This is a genomic window from Gordonia sp. (in: high G+C Gram-positive bacteria), assembly GCF_052106715.1.
Lineage (GTDB): Bacteria > Actinomycetota > Actinomycetes > Mycobacteriales > Mycobacteriaceae > Gordonia.
On record NZ_JBQEDL010000003.1, the window covers coordinates 19138 to 33635 of the forward strand.

Below are 14498 nucleotides of genomic sequence, written 5' to 3' on the forward strand. Positions count from 1 at the left end.
GGCCTCAACTGGTCTCGCGTGAGGAATCAGATGGGGCGGAAACCCGATCCGACCATGCTTGTCCGGTTGAGAGGACGCAGAATGTCCGTCATCTTGGTAGCGATCATCGGGCTGTACACCGGGAAGGCGGGGTCAACGCATGGGATCGACGGAGTGCCCGCACCTGCGACGCGCAGTGCGCCGTTCAACATGCCGACGAGACGGCCGCCGACGATGATCGGTCCGCCCGAGTCGCCGTGGTCGGCGCAAACGTAGTTCAGTGAAGCGTCACCGTCGTCGAGAAGTGTCGGGCCGCAGGTGAACCCGGTGGTGCGGCCTGCCTTGCACACGTTCGAGAAGGGTTTCGGGTAGACGCCGATACGCGAGATGCGGGCCTTGCCGACCTGGCGGACGGCCTTGACGCGCGAAGGATTCAGCGCGATGACCGCGACGTCGAGTTGGTCGCTTCGGGCCGCGATGGTCCCGATGACTCCGGCCGAGCGCTTGCGTTCGGCCTGGACGGTGTTGCCGATGCCGCCGCAGTGGGCTGCCGTCAGGCCGACGAGACGGCCGGTGCGATCGTGACCGACCGCGGTCATCGTGCACAGCGAGTTGCCCGCGAGGATGATTCCCGAGCCTCCGCCGACCGTGGCACGCGGCGCGGCGTCAGCAGGTGCGCTCGGTATCAGCACCGCAGTAGTGGCGACCGCGGCGACCGCGACTAGCACACGTTTGAACATCTTCACGTTGACGGAACTCCGTTCGATTTTGACTTCCGACCCCCCGGCCGGACTCGGTAACGATTCAAACACACGGGCGGCCGTCGCAATGTGAGGCGAAGCATCGCGTGCCGACTGTGTGACGAATACCGTTGGGCGCATGTCTACGCGTCCAGACCTGTCGACCCTGTCCGCTGCGCTCGCTCCAGGAATGGTCGTGACCGACCCCGGCATCCTCGGGGCCTACCGTTTCGACAGAGCGAATGATCCGGATGCAGGCACGCCACTCGCTCTGGTTCGACCGCTCACCACCCAGGACGTGCAGACCGCAGTCTGCTGGTGCGCCGAGCACAAAGTCCCGATCATCACGCGGGGGACAGGGACGAGTCTGTCCGGCGGATCGACAGCGGTCGACGGCGCCGTCACGATCTCGACGGAGAAGATGCGAGACCTGAGCATCGACACGTCGACCCGCACCGCCGTCTCGCAGCCCGGCATGTTGAACGCCGAGGTCAAAGCGGCAGCTGCAGCGGAAGGACTCTGGTACCCGCCGGACCCGTCGTCGTTTGAGATCTGCTCGATCGGCGGAAACGTCGCAACCAACGCGGGGGGACTCTGCTGCGTCAAATACGGCGTTACCACTGACTATGTTCTCGGCCTGGAAGTCGTATTGGCTGACGGCCGCGCAGTCCGGTTGGGTGGGAAACAACTCAAGGACTCGGCGGGACTGCCGTTGACGAAGCTGTTCGTCGGCAGCGAAGGCCTCCTCGGGATAGTCACCGAGGTGACGCTGCGGCTCCTGCCGCCGCAGGCATCCGCGAGCACCGTCGTCGGATCGTTCCCGAGTGTGCGCGCCGCATCGGAAGCAGTATTGGCCGTCACCTCGCAGATCCGTCCCGCCATGCTCGAGTTCATGGACTCGGCATCGATCAACGCCGTCGAGGACATGCTCAAGATGGGCCTCGATCGAGAGGCCGGGGCAATGCTCGTCGCGCAGTCGGACGCGCCGGGGCCCGCCGGTGTCGCCGAAGTCGAACTCATCGAGCAGGCGTTCTCCGCTTGCGGCGCGGGAGAGGTGTTCTCGACGTCGGACCCGGCAGAGTCGGAAGCGTTCACTCAGGCGCGACGGGTCGCGATCCCCGCTGTGGAACGGCTCGGCGCCCTTCTGCTCGAGGACGTCGGCGTTCCGCTTCCGTCGCTGCCCGCGCTGATCGACGGCGTCGAGGCGATCGCCGCCGACAACCGCGTGATGATCGCAGTGATCGCGCACGCAGGCGACGGCAATACCCACCCGCTGATCGTCCACGACCCGACCGATCCGGACGAGACCGCCCGCGCGAATGCAGCGTTTGGTCAGATCATGAGTCTGGCGATCTCGTTGGGCGGCACCATCACCGGTGAGCACGGCGTCGGACGGTTGAAGAAGGGATTCCTCCGCGACCAGGTCGGCGACGACGTCATGGAACTCACGGCCGTTCTGAAATCCGCGCTCGACCCCGACGGGCTGTTGAACCCAGGTGTGCTGCTGTAGGGGTCTCGACTCCGCTCGACCAGCGGTGGGGGGCGGGTCCCGTTGTTCGTGCGGGCCCGCTGATCGAGCTGCTCCGTCGTTGATCGAGCGGAGTCGAGATCGCGGGTTGGGGTCTCGACCAGCAGACGCAGCCCGGTCGGCCGAGCGGGTCAGCGAATGCGATCGAGGATGAGGTCGGCGAGGTCGGCGGGACGCTGATCGGGGAGCCAGTGGGGGGCGCCGTCGATGATCGCAAGACGGAAGTCTCCCGTGACGTACTCGTGGGTGAGTTCGGCTCCGCAGCGGGAGAGCGCGGTGTCGCCGGAACTCCACACGTGGGTCGTCGGCGCCGACACCTTGGCGCCGAGGCCGCCGGGGCCGTCGAGGAGCATGGCGCGATACCAGTTCAGAGCGCCGGTCAACGCGCCCGAGTCGACGACTTCGCGCTGGACGACTCGCGCCTCGTCGAGTGTCATACCGGTGCGCTGCAAGGCAGCAGGCAGCACCGACCGTGCGCGGGTGATAGTGAACTCTGGCAGCCACGGAAGCTGAAAGAAGTACATGTACCAAGACATGAGTGCCTGACGACTGCGCGTCATCGACCGCGCGAACGCGCCAGGATGAGGCGCCGATACCGTCGTCAACGACCGCACCAGCTCCGGTCTGCGCGACGCCAACGACCACGCCACGACCGCGCCCCAGTCGTGCCCGACGACGTGGACCGGGCCTTGGTCGAGCTGTTCGATCAGCGAGACGATGTCTGCGGTCAGCTCACTCGTCCGGTAACTGCGTCGTCCACGGGGGCGCGCTTGGGGTGAGTACCCGCGTTGCGTCGGGGCGATCGTCCGAAATCCCTGCGCCGTCAGTAGTTTCGATACCCGAGACCAGGATGACGCGGTTTGCGGGAAGCCGTGAAGGAGGATCACCGGGTCGCCGTCGGACGGTCCGGAATCGATCACGTCGAAAGTGAGGCCGTCGCGCGAGAACATGTCCATAGTGCCCTCGAGTCTGCCAGATCCGAGCATCCGCGTGAGCCTTCCCACAGCGTCGCCGTCCGGGGTCGAGACGGGGAACCGTCGCGGGGTAACTTGTGTGCTTCACGACGCGCCGCACCTCCCAGCGACGCGAGTAGAAGAGGTGTGGTGAGCAAACGCGCATGACAGGTTCGGCGACCTTGCAGGACAACGAATTCGAAGACTGTATTCGCAATCGATACACCGACGCCGAACTCGTCGTCGAGACCGATCCGACGGTCGACGAGCTCCGACAGGTGCACTCCCAGCTCGGCAGGCTCATGTCACAGATGCCTGCGGGCGCGCACTTCGCGCTCATCACCGGCTATCCGGCACTCATCGCGACCGCCCTCGTCGGGCACGCCGCTCTCCGCGACGGCGCCACCGACTTCTGGGACGGGTTCGCTGCCGCGATCGGAGTGGACCGCGACCCGTCGTTCGAGGCCTCGCTCGTCGGCTTTGCCGGCGACATGTTCCGGACGATCGGGCTCCGTGACGTCGAAGCACTCCGCGATCGAGATCCGGTGTGGTTGCTCGAACTCCACGCAGGCATCCCGGCGCACGCCATCGGCGGGCTCGTCGACGTCATCGAACAACATGTGACTGCCGGTCGCGCGCCGCAGGGGACCGTCGTCCTCGACCACCTGACCGAACCCGGATTCTCCCACCGGCGCAGGCAACTGCCCGCCGAGTTCCGGGCCCTGCTCGATCACGCCCCAGACATCGCCGTCACCTTCCTCGCGCGGATCTGCGCCATCCTTGTCGCAAGCATCGCTGAGCCAGACACCTGGTCCGCGGATGCGTTGACCGAATCTGCTGTCGACCTGCCGCCTACAATCCTGTCCGCACTGCGAGATCGGTTGGCGGACAAGCCGTTCCTCGACGGCGACGATGATGCGGCCGCACTGTGCGTCGCCCGATTTCCGGAACTCCGTTACGACGCGGCCGAAGGCACGCTCGACGTCGTCATCCCGTCGGACGAGAAGCCCACGACGTGGCGTGCCTGGGCAGGTGACGCTCCCGAACAGGTCCAGACCGGCGCCGATGAGGCAGCCGTCGTACCCGTCACTTCGGCGCTACGCGAGTGCGTGCTCGTCAACCTCGAAACCGGCGCCCGTAGGGCCATCCCGGTGGTCCTGCCGGGCGATCCGATCGTCCTGTTCGCACCCGACGGCCGCGTCATGTCCCGGCACCGCACTCTGCCCGCAGGCGAGGTCTTGGCGCTGGTACCGAAAGACGCCGAATTTACCGGTTCGGGTCGCAAGAAGGTCGCTGTCACAGACACGCGCAACGGCCCGTGGGACGGGTGGCTGCTGCGCACCCTCGACCTCGCGGGACACCGCGAACTGACTGTGGTCCGGGACGGACGGGTCGGCACGACACGTCGTGTGCGGCCTGCGGAGAGCCCGAGCATCGAACTGCCCGAGCCGCTGCCCGGCATCACGACCCGCGATGGCGATCCGGTGTTCGGGGAGCGGCCCCTCGTCGACTTGCCTGCGCACCTCGGCGACGGCGATAAGCGGTGGCGTGTGCGGGTCCGGCGGGTCGGAGATCTCGACTGGCTCGTCGACTATCCGTGGGAGTCCGAGGCCTTCGTGACATCGGCCGACCCGTTCGACGGAGTCGACGCACCGCTGGTCGGAGCCTACGAGATCGTCGTCAGCGACTCGTACGCATTGGACTTACGCCGCGTGGCCGTCATTGTCGAAGGGCTCGGCGTAACCCACGACCCAGCTGTTCGACTCCCCGCAGCCGACGGACTCGCCGAGTCGGTCACCGAGCTGACCGTCGACGGTGACCTCACCGTCGACGACGCGAAACTGACCTTCGGCCCGAGCGACGTCGAACAGATCACCTCCACTCGGTCGGGCGACGCCTCTCTGGAACTGGTGGTGCGTCCGCCGCACGCACTGGTGCGACTCGAACGCGCGGGGGTTCCGTCCGCGTGGCAGAGCGCGCTTCCGGTGATCGACGTCGACGCCACCGATCACAGACGACTGGCCGTGTACGTTCCCGGCGGCGTCGATGTGTCGTTCGCTCTCCTCGACGGCGACTTCGAGATCGTCCGGGAATGGGAGTCCGAGGGACGTGCCGGCACCGAGTTCGCGTTGGCAACCAGGCCTCTCGCCGACGCAGCGCGACGTCTGGTGAGTGGCACGATCGTCGCGGTCATCGAGGACGCGGACGGCGAGACGGACGAGGCGCCGATCGCGATGCTCGCGCGCGGAGTAGAGCAGTCGACCATGGCTGTGTCCGCCTCGGCGCCCGTCGTCGACGACTTGACCGGCGCGTGGATGCTGCTCGACACCGAACAGGCCGCCGACGCGGAGAGCCCGGCACCGTCCGTCGACGTGCTGACCGCGGACGCGACCGCATCGCTCGTCGCGCTCGGCGACAGCCCGGTCGCGTCGCGTCGGATCCCGGCCCTGCTCATCCGGTCCGGCCTCGCCGAACGGCCGTTCGCGCCGAGTGACCGCGTGAGCACGTCACATCCGAACCCGTATGTCGGATGCACCATCGCGATGTCAGCGATCGTCGATCCGAAGACGTCCGACCGTGACGAGATCCAGTCGTATCTGACGACCCGCGGCGGCGACGAGTTGCTTCGCCTGTTGGCGACCGGTCGGATGAGCGACCCGAGGACCGGCGTCTTCGACCGCAATGTGATGGCTGTCGAAGCGATGGGGCGCGACCAGGTGGACGTGCTCTTCGAGCACTTCCGGCTCGTTCCGGGCCCAGTGCTCGACCTCGACATGCGTACCAGCGCGACGATCGACGCCTTCCACCACCGGATGGAGTGGATGGCCGACCCGCTGAGCGTCGAGGCTCCGCGGTACGTCAACACGATGCTGCGGGACGTTCGACGGTCGTCGCCTGAGATGTACGACCTCATCGCCGCGCGTAACGAGGTACTCGCAGGCGTCGACACCGGCGCCAACCCGTGGATGCTGCTGTCGATGCAGTCGATGACCTTCGCAGCCGTGGCGAGGCTGCAGGCTAATGGCTGCCTCAAGAAGGGTGGCGGGCTGACGGACAAAGGCCGCGCGATGTGGGCGGCGCTTGCCGACTACTTCCCAGCCATGGTGTCCGCTGACCTGCTCATGGCGAATGCCGTGGCCGTGCGGGCGGCCGCGTTGGACGCGGTTCAGCCGCGCAGGTCGTCGACCTCGCAGCCTGCTTCGCGTAGCAGCGCCTTACGAAGTCCAGACCCGGTCTCATAGCCTGCTGCACGCGCGGCCTGTGTCACCGACGAGCCTTCGCGAAGACGGTCGATCGCGATATTCAGGCGGGCACGGACACGCCACTGCCGAAACGCGATACCCGTCTCGGCGACGAACAGCCGTTGTAAGTGTCGGCCGCTGATGCGGTGGCGGGCGGCGATCACATCCAGGGACTCCGCCGAGAACGGCAGTTCGCGCGCGACAGCGAGAGCGACCGGGTGCGTTGGTGCGGGGAGCGCGAAAAACGGTCGGACCAGTCGCGTCAGGACATCGTCGAGGGCGGCCCGGAAGACTCGTACCTCGTCGACAGTGGTGGGTGCGGCCCCGAGGATCGCGGTCATCACCGCAGTCACCGCGGGGACGGCGCCCAGTCGGTGGACAGGCTCGGGAGGAAGTGTCGACGGTGACAGCATGGGGCCGAGGACCAGGCTGCCGGGGGAGTAACGAGCCGAATGCGGAACGTTCGGTGCGAGCCAGACCGACTCGTGGGTGCCGAGGATGACTCGTTCGCCGTCGATGACCAGACGTGCAGACCCCGCGCCGACGTAGACGAGGTGAGGCTCGTCATGTGAATGCGTGTCGTGTCCGAGGAAGCGGATGGAGTTCTCGGGAACGATCGTCGCAAGGCGCCCAGGCACCTGATCCATGCGCGTGCTCCTTCGGCGGTCGTTTACCGGTGTTCGTGTCGTGTTAGTTCTCAGATCGTGTCAGCTATGGACGAATTTCTCACCTGATTGCGATTAGCTTAGTCTCGCCTAATAGTGCATACCCCGTCGGACGATCAGAAATGGGTTCTCATGCGACATCTCCGTTCCTCCGGAGCAACGATCCTCACGCTCCTGACGGTTCTCGCCCTCGCTGTCGCCGGATGCTCGTCGTCAAGTGACTCCGCGGACTCGGGCGGCTCCGAACGAGTGGTGCCGACTATCAACGGTGATGTGACGATTCCGGCGGAGCCTGAGCGCGTCGTCGTTCTGAACTACGCACTCGCCGGATACCTGTACGACTTGGACGTCCCGGTCGTCGCCGTGACCACGGAGTCGACGGACGAGAAGGGTGCGTTCGCCAAGCAGTGGGCCGACCACGCCGAAGAGGAGGGCACGGTCCTGCTCCCATGGAGCGCCGACGGATTCGACATGGAAGCAATTCTCGAGCAGGATCCCGACCTGATCGTCGCGGGCGGTATCGGCTTCCCGTTCAAGCACGCGACTACCGCGTATGACGAACTGACTAAGATCGCACCGACCGTCATCGTCGGCGATGATCTCACCGAGTGGCAGTCCCAGTACGAGTTCATCGCCGACAAGGTGTTCGGTAAGCCCAAGGTGTTCCACGATGCCGTCGCCACGTATGACGCACGCATTGACGAGGTGAAGAACAATATCGCGGTGCCAGACGGCGACTCGGTATTCCTGTCGATGTTGCCCGACGGACGCGCCTACGTCCTGATCGAGGATCGCGGACTGCCGAAGGAATTCGCGAAGGTCGGATTCCGGCCCGCACCGTTGTTCGCCACCGGAAGGTACGAGCCGTACACCACCGACGGCGACAGTTTCGAGTTGTCGACCGAACAGATAGGACAGATCCTCACTCAGCCGACGCTGTTCGCTGCCGGATTCAACGCCGACGTCACGTCGATCGCACAGATGCGCAAGCAGCCGATCTGGGCGGCGCTCCCGGCGTTCCAAAAGAATCAGGCTTACGACCTGCCCTATTGGACACAGCGCAGCGACTTCAACGAGTCCATGGAGACGCTTGACATCATCGAAGACACGTTCAGAAAGAAGTAGCCCGGTGACTCACCGCCGTATCGTCCCCCTGCCGCTCACCCTGCGACGCGTCACCGTGTCCCGAACGGAGCGGATCACGCCGCGACTTCAGCGGGTCACGGTGGGAGGGCCGCAACTGCGTGAGTTCGAACGGGATGGATTCACGCTGCCTGCGTTCGCCTGCCCGGGATTCGACGACCACGTCAAACTCATCTTCGCAGCCTACGGTGACATCGCCGACGTCTTGCCACGACAGGTGGACCAGGGAATCGAATGGCAGGCCTCCGATGCGCTGGAGACACGCGACTACACGCCGGTGCACGTCGACATGGATCGCGGTGAACTGTCTTTGGACTTCGTGGTCCACACCTCGGGTGCCGGAGCGCGACATGCCCCTGCCGCGGGTATCGGTGAGACGTGGGCCTGCTCGGCGCAAGAGGGGGACGAGTTGTGGTTCGTCGGCCCCAAATCATCCACCGAGATTCCCGATGACGTCGACTGGATGTTGTTGGCAGGCGATGAGACCGCGCAGCCCGCTGTGGAAAGGTTTCTCGCCGAACGGCCCGTCGATGTCCCCGCCCGTATCGTGCTGACCGTCGGGGAGGAGTCGGCCCGCCGCGACTTCGCGCTGGGGCCCGACGACGAGATCACCTGGGTCCGCGCCGTTCCCGGCGACCGCGAGTCGTTGGCCGCGGCCGTCGCGGACGTGGCGCCACTCTCGGGCAGGCCGTACATCTGGGCCGGAGCCGAGAGCCGCGCGCTTCTGCCGGTCCGAAGGCACGCGTCGCGGCAATTGGGTGCGGCGAAGACCCACATCGACATCACCGGATACTGGCATGTGACGGAGCCTGAAACGGCTGCAGAGACGGTCGAAGACGCCCAGCAGTCGGTCGGGCCGTCTCTGCCGCTGGTGACCTCGCCGGTTACCTGGTTCGCCGTGCGGACCGCGCTGCGATCGGGCCTTTTGGGAGCCGTCGACGCCGACCGCCCGCAGCGGTCGAGTCTCGCGGCGCAGGCCGCGCTCGTCGATGTGCTCATCGCCTGCGGGGTGGTGGACGACCGTGACGGTGTGCTCGGCCTGACCGACGTCGGTCAGACGATCATCACCGACGAGCACGTCGCCGAGGACTTCGACGGTGTCGCCGCGGATCAGGTCCTCGCGTTGATCGATCTCGCCGAAGCAATCGACTCGGGTATGCCCGCCTGGCAGATGCGCACCGGACGAACATTCGCCGAGTGTGCCGCCACCGACAGCGATGTGAGTGAAGAACTCGCCGACCGCAGTGCGGGCCGCGTCTACCTGATGCCTGCGATCTCACGGCTGCCCGTATTCACTGCGAACCGGATAGGATTCTGCGGTCCCGGCGCCGAGGTCGTCGCCGAGGGCGTCGGGCGCACGGTGGAGCCTCTCACCGACGGCCTCGACGCGATCGTGGCCGTCGATGCTCTGGACAGTCGTACCGATGACGAAGCCGTCGTGTTCCTAGCCGACCTTCGTGACCTGACCGACGAACTAGTCCTCATCGCATCGACCTCGTCGGACGCGCTCGGCGGCGGCGCTGCTGAACGCTCGCTGGTTCAGTTCGCGACCGTCGGCTCGGCACCGCGTGATCATCAGCGAGTCGCAGAACTGGCACAGGCCGCGGGATGGACTGCTGCGCAGCAGGTCCCGGTCGGTTGGGGAACCGCCGCGATCACGCTGCGGAGGGATTCGAAGACCTCGTGAAGACGCGGCGGTTCGCCGCGCTCGCAGTGGCGCTTCTGGTTCTCGCTGTGTTGGGCGTGCTCAGCCTGGCCATCGGATCGGCACATCTACCGTGGTCGACGGTGTGGGGAGCCCTGACCGGAACGGACGGTGACCCGAGCGCGATCGATCACATAACGGTCGTCGACGTCCGCGTTCCCCGCACGATCATCGGCGTCCTGGTCGGTGCGGGTCTCGGGGTGGCGGGTGCGCTGATGCAGGCCATTACCCGAAACCCGCTCGCCGATCCCGGCATCCTCGGCGTCAACGCGGGTGCGGGACTCGCAGTCGCCGTCGGTGTCGCCTACTTGGGCCTGACCGAGATCGACCAGTTCATCTGGTTGGCGCTCGTCGGCGCGGTCGTGGCAGCTGTACTCGTCGGGGCTATCTCGGCACGGGGGTCCGGCGGCTCGTCGCCGCTGCGTCTCATCCTCGTCGGTGTCGCCGTCACCGCGGTGTTCAACGGCGTGAGTCAGAGTCTGTCCCTCGTGAATCCGGCGCGCTTCGAACATGTCCGGTTCTGGGGTGTCGGCACTATTGCGGATCGCCCGCCGGGCACAGTCGGATTCATCATGCCGTTCATCGTCGTCGGCCTCGTCCTCGCGCTGGCCAGCGCGAGGTCATTGAACGCGCTCGCACTCGGCGACGACGTCGCCCGCGCCATCGGTACTCGCGTCCACACGACGAGGGTCGTGGGTCTCGTCGCGCTTGTTCTGCTATGCGGGGCGGCGACGGCAGCCGCCGGCCCGATCGCATTCGTCGGTCTGCTCGTGCCGCACGCGGTCCGCCTCGTCTCTGGGGTCGACCAGCGGTGGCTGCTGGTCTTCTCCGCGGTGGCGGGTTCGGCGTTGCTGCTGGCAGCCGACATCGTCGGCAGGCTGGTGGTGTGGCCCGCCGAGCTACAGGTCGGTGTGGTCATGCCGGTGCTCGGCGCACCGATCCTCATCTGGCTGGTCCGAGGGAGGGCCACACTGTGAAGCGGAGGGCCGCGGCGGTTCATCTGTCGATGCTCGCCGTGATCGTCACCTGCGTCGGGGTGTCCTTGACGATCGGGCGGACCGGGCTGTCGGTCGCCGACCTCACCGATCTGCTCATCGGCGACGGGAGCGCCCGCGATCGTCTGGTCTTCGACTGGCGTGCCCCGCGCGCGCTGGCCGCACCGGTGTTCGGTGCTTGTCTAGGGGTCAGTGGCGTGATCTTCCAGTCGCTCACCAGGAATGCGCTGGGAAGTCCAGACGTGATCGGCCTCAACTCGGGTGCGTACACCGGGGTGATCGTGGTCCTCATGGTCGGTGGCTCCGGCTTCGGTGCGGTCGCGGTCGGCGCGGTGGTCGGCAGCATCGTCGCCGCTCTGGCCGTGTTCGTGTTCGCGTACCGAGGAGGGCTCGCCGGCTTCCGGCTCATCATCGTCGGTATCGCAGTCAGCGCGATCCTCGCGTCGTTCAACCACTGGTTCTCGGTGCGTGCCGATCTCGACGAGTCGATGCGCGCGGCGATCTGGGGCGCGGGAAGTCTCAACGGAATGACATGGACGCCACTGGCCTCGGTGACCGCGATCGCGCTCGTCCTCGCATGCACCCTGGGGCCGCTCGCGCACGCCATGCGGGCGTTCGAACTCGGCGAGGAGACCGCGGCGTCGCTCGGCGTTCACGTCGAACGGATGAAATTGTCGATGATCGTGGTCGGTGTCGTGTTCACCGCAATCGTCACCGCGGTCGCCGGACCGATCGCCTTCGTCTCGTTGGCGGCCCCACAGATCGCGAAGCGTCTCACGCGCAACCCGTCGCTGAGCATCACCGGCTCGGCGCTCGTCGGTGCCGCCGTGCTCGCCATCGGCGATCTGACCGCACAGCACCTCCTCGGCGACGTCTCGCCGCCAGTCGGCGCGGTGACCGTTACTCTCGGCGGCATCTACCTCATATGGCTCCTGCTGAGGGAATAGCGACCCCGTACAGCGGCTGTTCGTCGGGGGCGAGGACGTAGCCACGGTCCCACGGCAGACGTCCGTCGCGGTCGGGCCAGACGAGTTGTACCGCCTGGAACGACTGCCCGAATAACAGCGAGGTCACGCGCATCGACGAGGCATCGATCACGTCGATCGCAGTCAGCGGATAGCCGTTGGTCGACCGAAGGTTTGAGATGACCGAACCGGAGCCGAATTCCGGCGTCAGGACTACCCGCGCCGCTGCTTCGTTGAGTACGGGGCCCGCATGCTCAGGGTCGACACCGGCGATCACCAATTCCGGACGCCCGAGCTCGGTGAGCCCGGAGGTGTACGCGACGGGTGCCGAGGCCTCGTCGCCGTATACGCCCGTGACGGCCCACGATCCGCGGGCGATCAGGGCGAGCGCCTGACCGATCAGATCGTCGGACCCGCTGCAGCGGGGGTCGAATTCACACATGCCTGACTCCTTTGTTCGTTCATGTGTTCGATCTGAGTGGAACTGTATGGTGAGGGTCCGACAGAACGAGAACGTGTCCGCTGACGTGCGATGTCGCCGCGGGCTAAGGAGTAGCGCCTCGCCCCGGAACGACCGCGCCCCGAGGAGCGAGGGCGGGTGACTACAGTGGACGTCGTGCCAGGACGTATCCCAGATAGCGACATCACGGCGATCCGTGAGCAGACGCGAATCGAGGATGTCATTGGCGACTACGTCGCACTCCGCAACGCGGGCGCCGACAGCATGAAGGGCCTGTGCCCGTTTCACGACGAGAAGACGCCGTCGTTCCATGTGCGGCCCAATCACGGGCACTTCCACTGCTTCGGATGCGGCGAAGGCGGCGACGTCTACTCGTTCCTGCAGAAGCAGGAGCACGTCGGCTTCGTTGAAGCCGTCGAGCAACTCGCCGATCGCATCGGCTACCGCATCAATTACGAGGGCGGTGCGGCAGCGATCAACCGGGATCGTGGAACCCGTGCCCGGCTCGTCGCGGCCAATGCTGCCGCTCAGCGGTACTACGCCGAGCAGCTCCGCAGCCCCCAGGCGCAGACGGCGCGCGACTTCCTCGCGGGCCGTGGCTTCGACGAGACGAGCGCAGTGACCTTCGGATGCGGCTATGCGCCCGCGGGATGGGACACGATGACGCGTGCGCTCCAGTCCCAAGGCTTCGCGTTCGCGGAACTGGAGGCGGCCGGTCTGTCGAAGATGGGGCGTAAGGGGCCCATCGATCGGTTTCATCGCCGCCTGCTGTGGCCGATCCGGAACCTCGGCGGCGACGTCATCGGGTTCGGTGCACGGAAACTCTTCGATGACGATCAACTCGGTAAGTACATGAACACGCCCGAGACCATGCTGTACAAGAAGTCCCAGGTGCTGTTCGGCCTCGACCTCGCGAAGAAGTCGATCGCCAAGAGTCACCAGGTGGTGATCGTCGAGGGCTATACCGACGTGATGGCCATGCAGGTCGCAGGCGTTCACACGGCTGTCGCGTCGTGTGGCACCGCGTTCGGCGAAGACCACCTCGCGCTGATCCGGCGACTCATGATGGACGACTCCTACTTCCGCGGCGAAGTGATCTACACGTTCGACGGCGACGACGCGGGACAGGCCGCGGCGCTCAAGGCCTTCGAGGGCGAGCAGTCGATCGCGGGACAGACGTTCGTGGCCGTCGCCCCGGACGGAATGGACCCATGCGATCTGCGGCAGCGCTCGGGCGACGCTGCGGTCCGCGACCTCGTCGCTCGTCGGATCCCGATGTTCGAGTTCGCGATCAAGGCACTGCTGCGCAATCACGATCTGGACACCGCCGAGGGTCGGGTGGCCGCGCTGCGGGACACCGTTCCGGTGGTGTCGAGGATCCGCGACGTCGCACTACGTGACGAGTACGCCCGCCAGCTCGCGGGCTGGGTCGGCTGGGACGACGTCGGTCAGGTGCTCTCGCGGGTCAGAGGAATGGCGAAGTCGGGACGAGGCCGTCCCACCGCCCGCGGTACTCGCGACCGGGTCCGCCCCGAAGCGATGTCGCCGCCGCCGACCGCGCGACCGCTTCCGAACGATCCTCGCCTATGGGCACAACGGGAAGCGCTCAAAGCGGCACTGCAGTACCCAGCGATCGCGGGCACGGTATTCGACTCGCTCCCTGGCGAGTGCTTCTCCGACCCGTCGTACCGGCGGCTCCGCCAGGCGATCGCCGACGCGGGCGGGACTGCGAGCGGGCTCGGTGGAGCTACCTGGGTCGACGCGGTGATCCAATCCGTCGACGATCAAGCGGCCACACCACTCGTCACAGAACTGGCAGTAGAGCCGATGCCAGTGGAGGACGACAAGATTTCGCGCTACATCTCAAGCGTTCTGGCCCGGTCCCAAGAAGTGTGGGTCGGGTCGCAGATCGCCGATATCAAGTCCAAGCTGCGTCGGATGTCGCCGGGGGGCGACGCCGACGGATACAACGCGCTCTTCGGTGACCTCGTCGCACTCGAGGCCTATCGGCGGAGCCTGCTGGAGCAGACGTTCGAGTCGGGCGTCTAGGCGAATCGGTCCGGCATCGGGGGTTCGCGCTCGCGCGGGCGGCCACAGGAATAACGTGTAACACCGTGTTTCGT

General features: G+C 66.3%; 11 protein-coding genes. 7 read left to right on the forward strand and 4 right to left on the reverse strand.

Annotated elements, in window-relative coordinates; translation table 11 throughout:
• Positions 1 to 26 precede the first annotated feature (26 nt).
• Positions 27 to 719: a S1 family peptidase gene (locus ACTIMF_RS02170; RefSeq protein WP_442348782.1), complete on the reverse strand. Its 693-nt coding sequence runs from the start codon at positions 717 to 719 to the stop codon at positions 27 to 29.
• 139 nt (positions 720 to 858) lie between these two features.
• On the opposite strand from ACTIMF_RS02170, the gene ACTIMF_RS02175 reads away from it, so the two are divergent.
• Entirely contained in the window at positions 859 to 2229 is a 1371-nt protein-coding gene (locus ACTIMF_RS02175) for an FAD-binding oxidoreductase (RefSeq protein ID WP_442348634.1), read from the forward strand.
• 149 nt (positions 2230 to 2378) lie between these two features.
• On the opposite strand, the gene ACTIMF_RS02180 is transcribed toward ACTIMF_RS02175, so the two are convergent.
• On the reverse strand, positions 2379 to 3233 hold the full coding sequence (locus ACTIMF_RS02180; RefSeq protein ID WP_442348635.1) for an alpha/beta fold hydrolase: 855 nt from the start codon (positions 3231 to 3233) through the stop codon (positions 2379 to 2381).
• A 131-nt stretch (positions 3234 to 3364) separates the two neighbouring features.
• Here ACTIMF_RS02180 and ACTIMF_RS02185 point away from each other — a divergent pair, with 131 nt between their 5' ends.
• Positions 3365 to 6442, forward strand: a complete 3078-nt coding sequence (locus ACTIMF_RS02185; protein WP_442348636.1) for a hypothetical protein — start codon at positions 3365 to 3367, stop codon at positions 6440 to 6442.
• Here the strand turns inward: ACTIMF_RS02185 and ACTIMF_RS02190 are convergent.
• The gene (locus ACTIMF_RS02190; protein WP_442348637.1) at positions 6367 to 7089 is read right to left on the reverse strand and encodes a helix-turn-helix domain-containing protein; all 723 of its coding nucleotides are present in this window, start codon (positions 7087 to 7089) and stop codon (positions 6367 to 6369) included. The two genes, ACTIMF_RS02185 and ACTIMF_RS02190, sit on opposite strands and share 76 nt — an antisense overlap.
• 150 nt (positions 7090 to 7239) lie before the next feature.
• Between ACTIMF_RS02190 and ACTIMF_RS02195 the strand changes: the two genes are divergently transcribed.
• From ACTIMF_RS02195 to ACTIMF_RS02210, 4 genes are read left to right on the forward strand one after another with little or no spacing between them, the layout of a single operon-like run.
• Positions 7240 to 8232 carry an ABC transporter substrate-binding protein gene (locus ACTIMF_RS02195; RefSeq protein WP_442348638.1) on the forward strand — a complete coding sequence of 331 codons (993 nt, stop codon included), beginning with the start codon at positions 7240 to 7242 and terminating at the stop codon, positions 8230 to 8232.
• Positions 8233 to 8236: 4 nt separating this feature from the next.
• Complete coding sequence (locus tag ACTIMF_RS02200) at positions 8237 to 9937, forward strand: siderophore-interacting protein (RefSeq protein WP_442348639.1); 1701 nt, start codon at positions 8237 to 8239, stop codon at positions 9935 to 9937.
• Positions 9934 to 10932 (forward strand): FecCD family ABC transporter permease, encoded by a 999-nt coding sequence (locus ACTIMF_RS02205; protein ID WP_442348640.1) that lies wholly within the window; start codon positions 9934 to 9936, stop codon positions 10930 to 10932. The genes ACTIMF_RS02200 and ACTIMF_RS02205 overlap by 4 nt, the downstream gene beginning before the upstream one ends.
• A complete protein-coding gene (locus ACTIMF_RS02210) occupies positions 10929 to 11897 on the forward strand; it encodes a FecCD family ABC transporter permease (protein WP_442348641.1) in 969 nt (322 codons plus the stop codon). The genes ACTIMF_RS02205 and ACTIMF_RS02210 overlap by 4 nt, the downstream gene beginning before the upstream one ends.
• On the opposite strand, the gene ACTIMF_RS02215 is transcribed toward ACTIMF_RS02210, so the two are convergent.
• A complete protein-coding gene (locus tag ACTIMF_RS02215) occupies positions 11872 to 12357 on the reverse strand; it encodes a DUF4262 domain-containing protein (RefSeq protein ID WP_442348642.1) in 486 nt (161 codons plus the stop codon). The genes ACTIMF_RS02210 and ACTIMF_RS02215 overlap by 26 nt on opposite strands.
• Positions 12358 to 12531: 174 nt before the next feature.
• On the opposite strand from ACTIMF_RS02215, the gene dnaG reads away from it, so the two are divergent.
• Complete coding sequence (dnaG, locus tag ACTIMF_RS02220; protein WP_442348643.1) at positions 12532 to 14424, forward strand: DNA primase; 1893 nt, start codon at positions 12532 to 12534, stop codon at positions 14422 to 14424.
• Positions 14425 to 14498 lie beyond the last annotated feature (74 nt).

What these genes read in the sequence shown, in the direction of transcription:
- ACTIMF_RS02215 (WP_442348642.1), bottom strand. Translation starts at nt 12,357, where the DNA reads ATGTGTGAATTCGACCCCCGCTGCAGCGGGTCCGACGATCTGATCGGT.
- ACTIMF_RS02190 (WP_442348637.1), bottom strand. Translation starts at nt 7,089, where the DNA reads ATGGATCAGGTGCCTGGGCGCCTTGCGACGATCGTTCCCGAGAACTCC.
- ACTIMF_RS02180 (WP_442348635.1), bottom strand. Translation starts at nt 3,233, where the DNA reads ATGCTCGGATCTGGCAGACTCGAGGGCACTATGGACATGTTCTCGCGC.
- ACTIMF_RS02170 (WP_442348782.1), bottom strand. Translation starts at nt 719, where the DNA reads ATGTTCAAACGTGTGCTAGTCGCGGTCGCCGCGGTCGCCACTACTGCG.
- ACTIMF_RS02185 (WP_442348636.1), top strand. Translation starts at nt 3,365, where the DNA reads ATGACAGGTTCGGCGACCTTGCAGGACAACGAATTCGAAGACTGTATT.
- ACTIMF_RS02175 (WP_442348634.1), top strand. Translation starts at nt 859, where the DNA reads ATGTCTACGCGTCCAGACCTGTCGACCCTGTCCGCTGCGCTCGCTCCA.
- ACTIMF_RS02195 (WP_442348638.1), top strand. Translation starts at nt 7,240, where the DNA reads ATGCGACATCTCCGTTCCTCCGGAGCAACGATCCTCACGCTCCTGACG.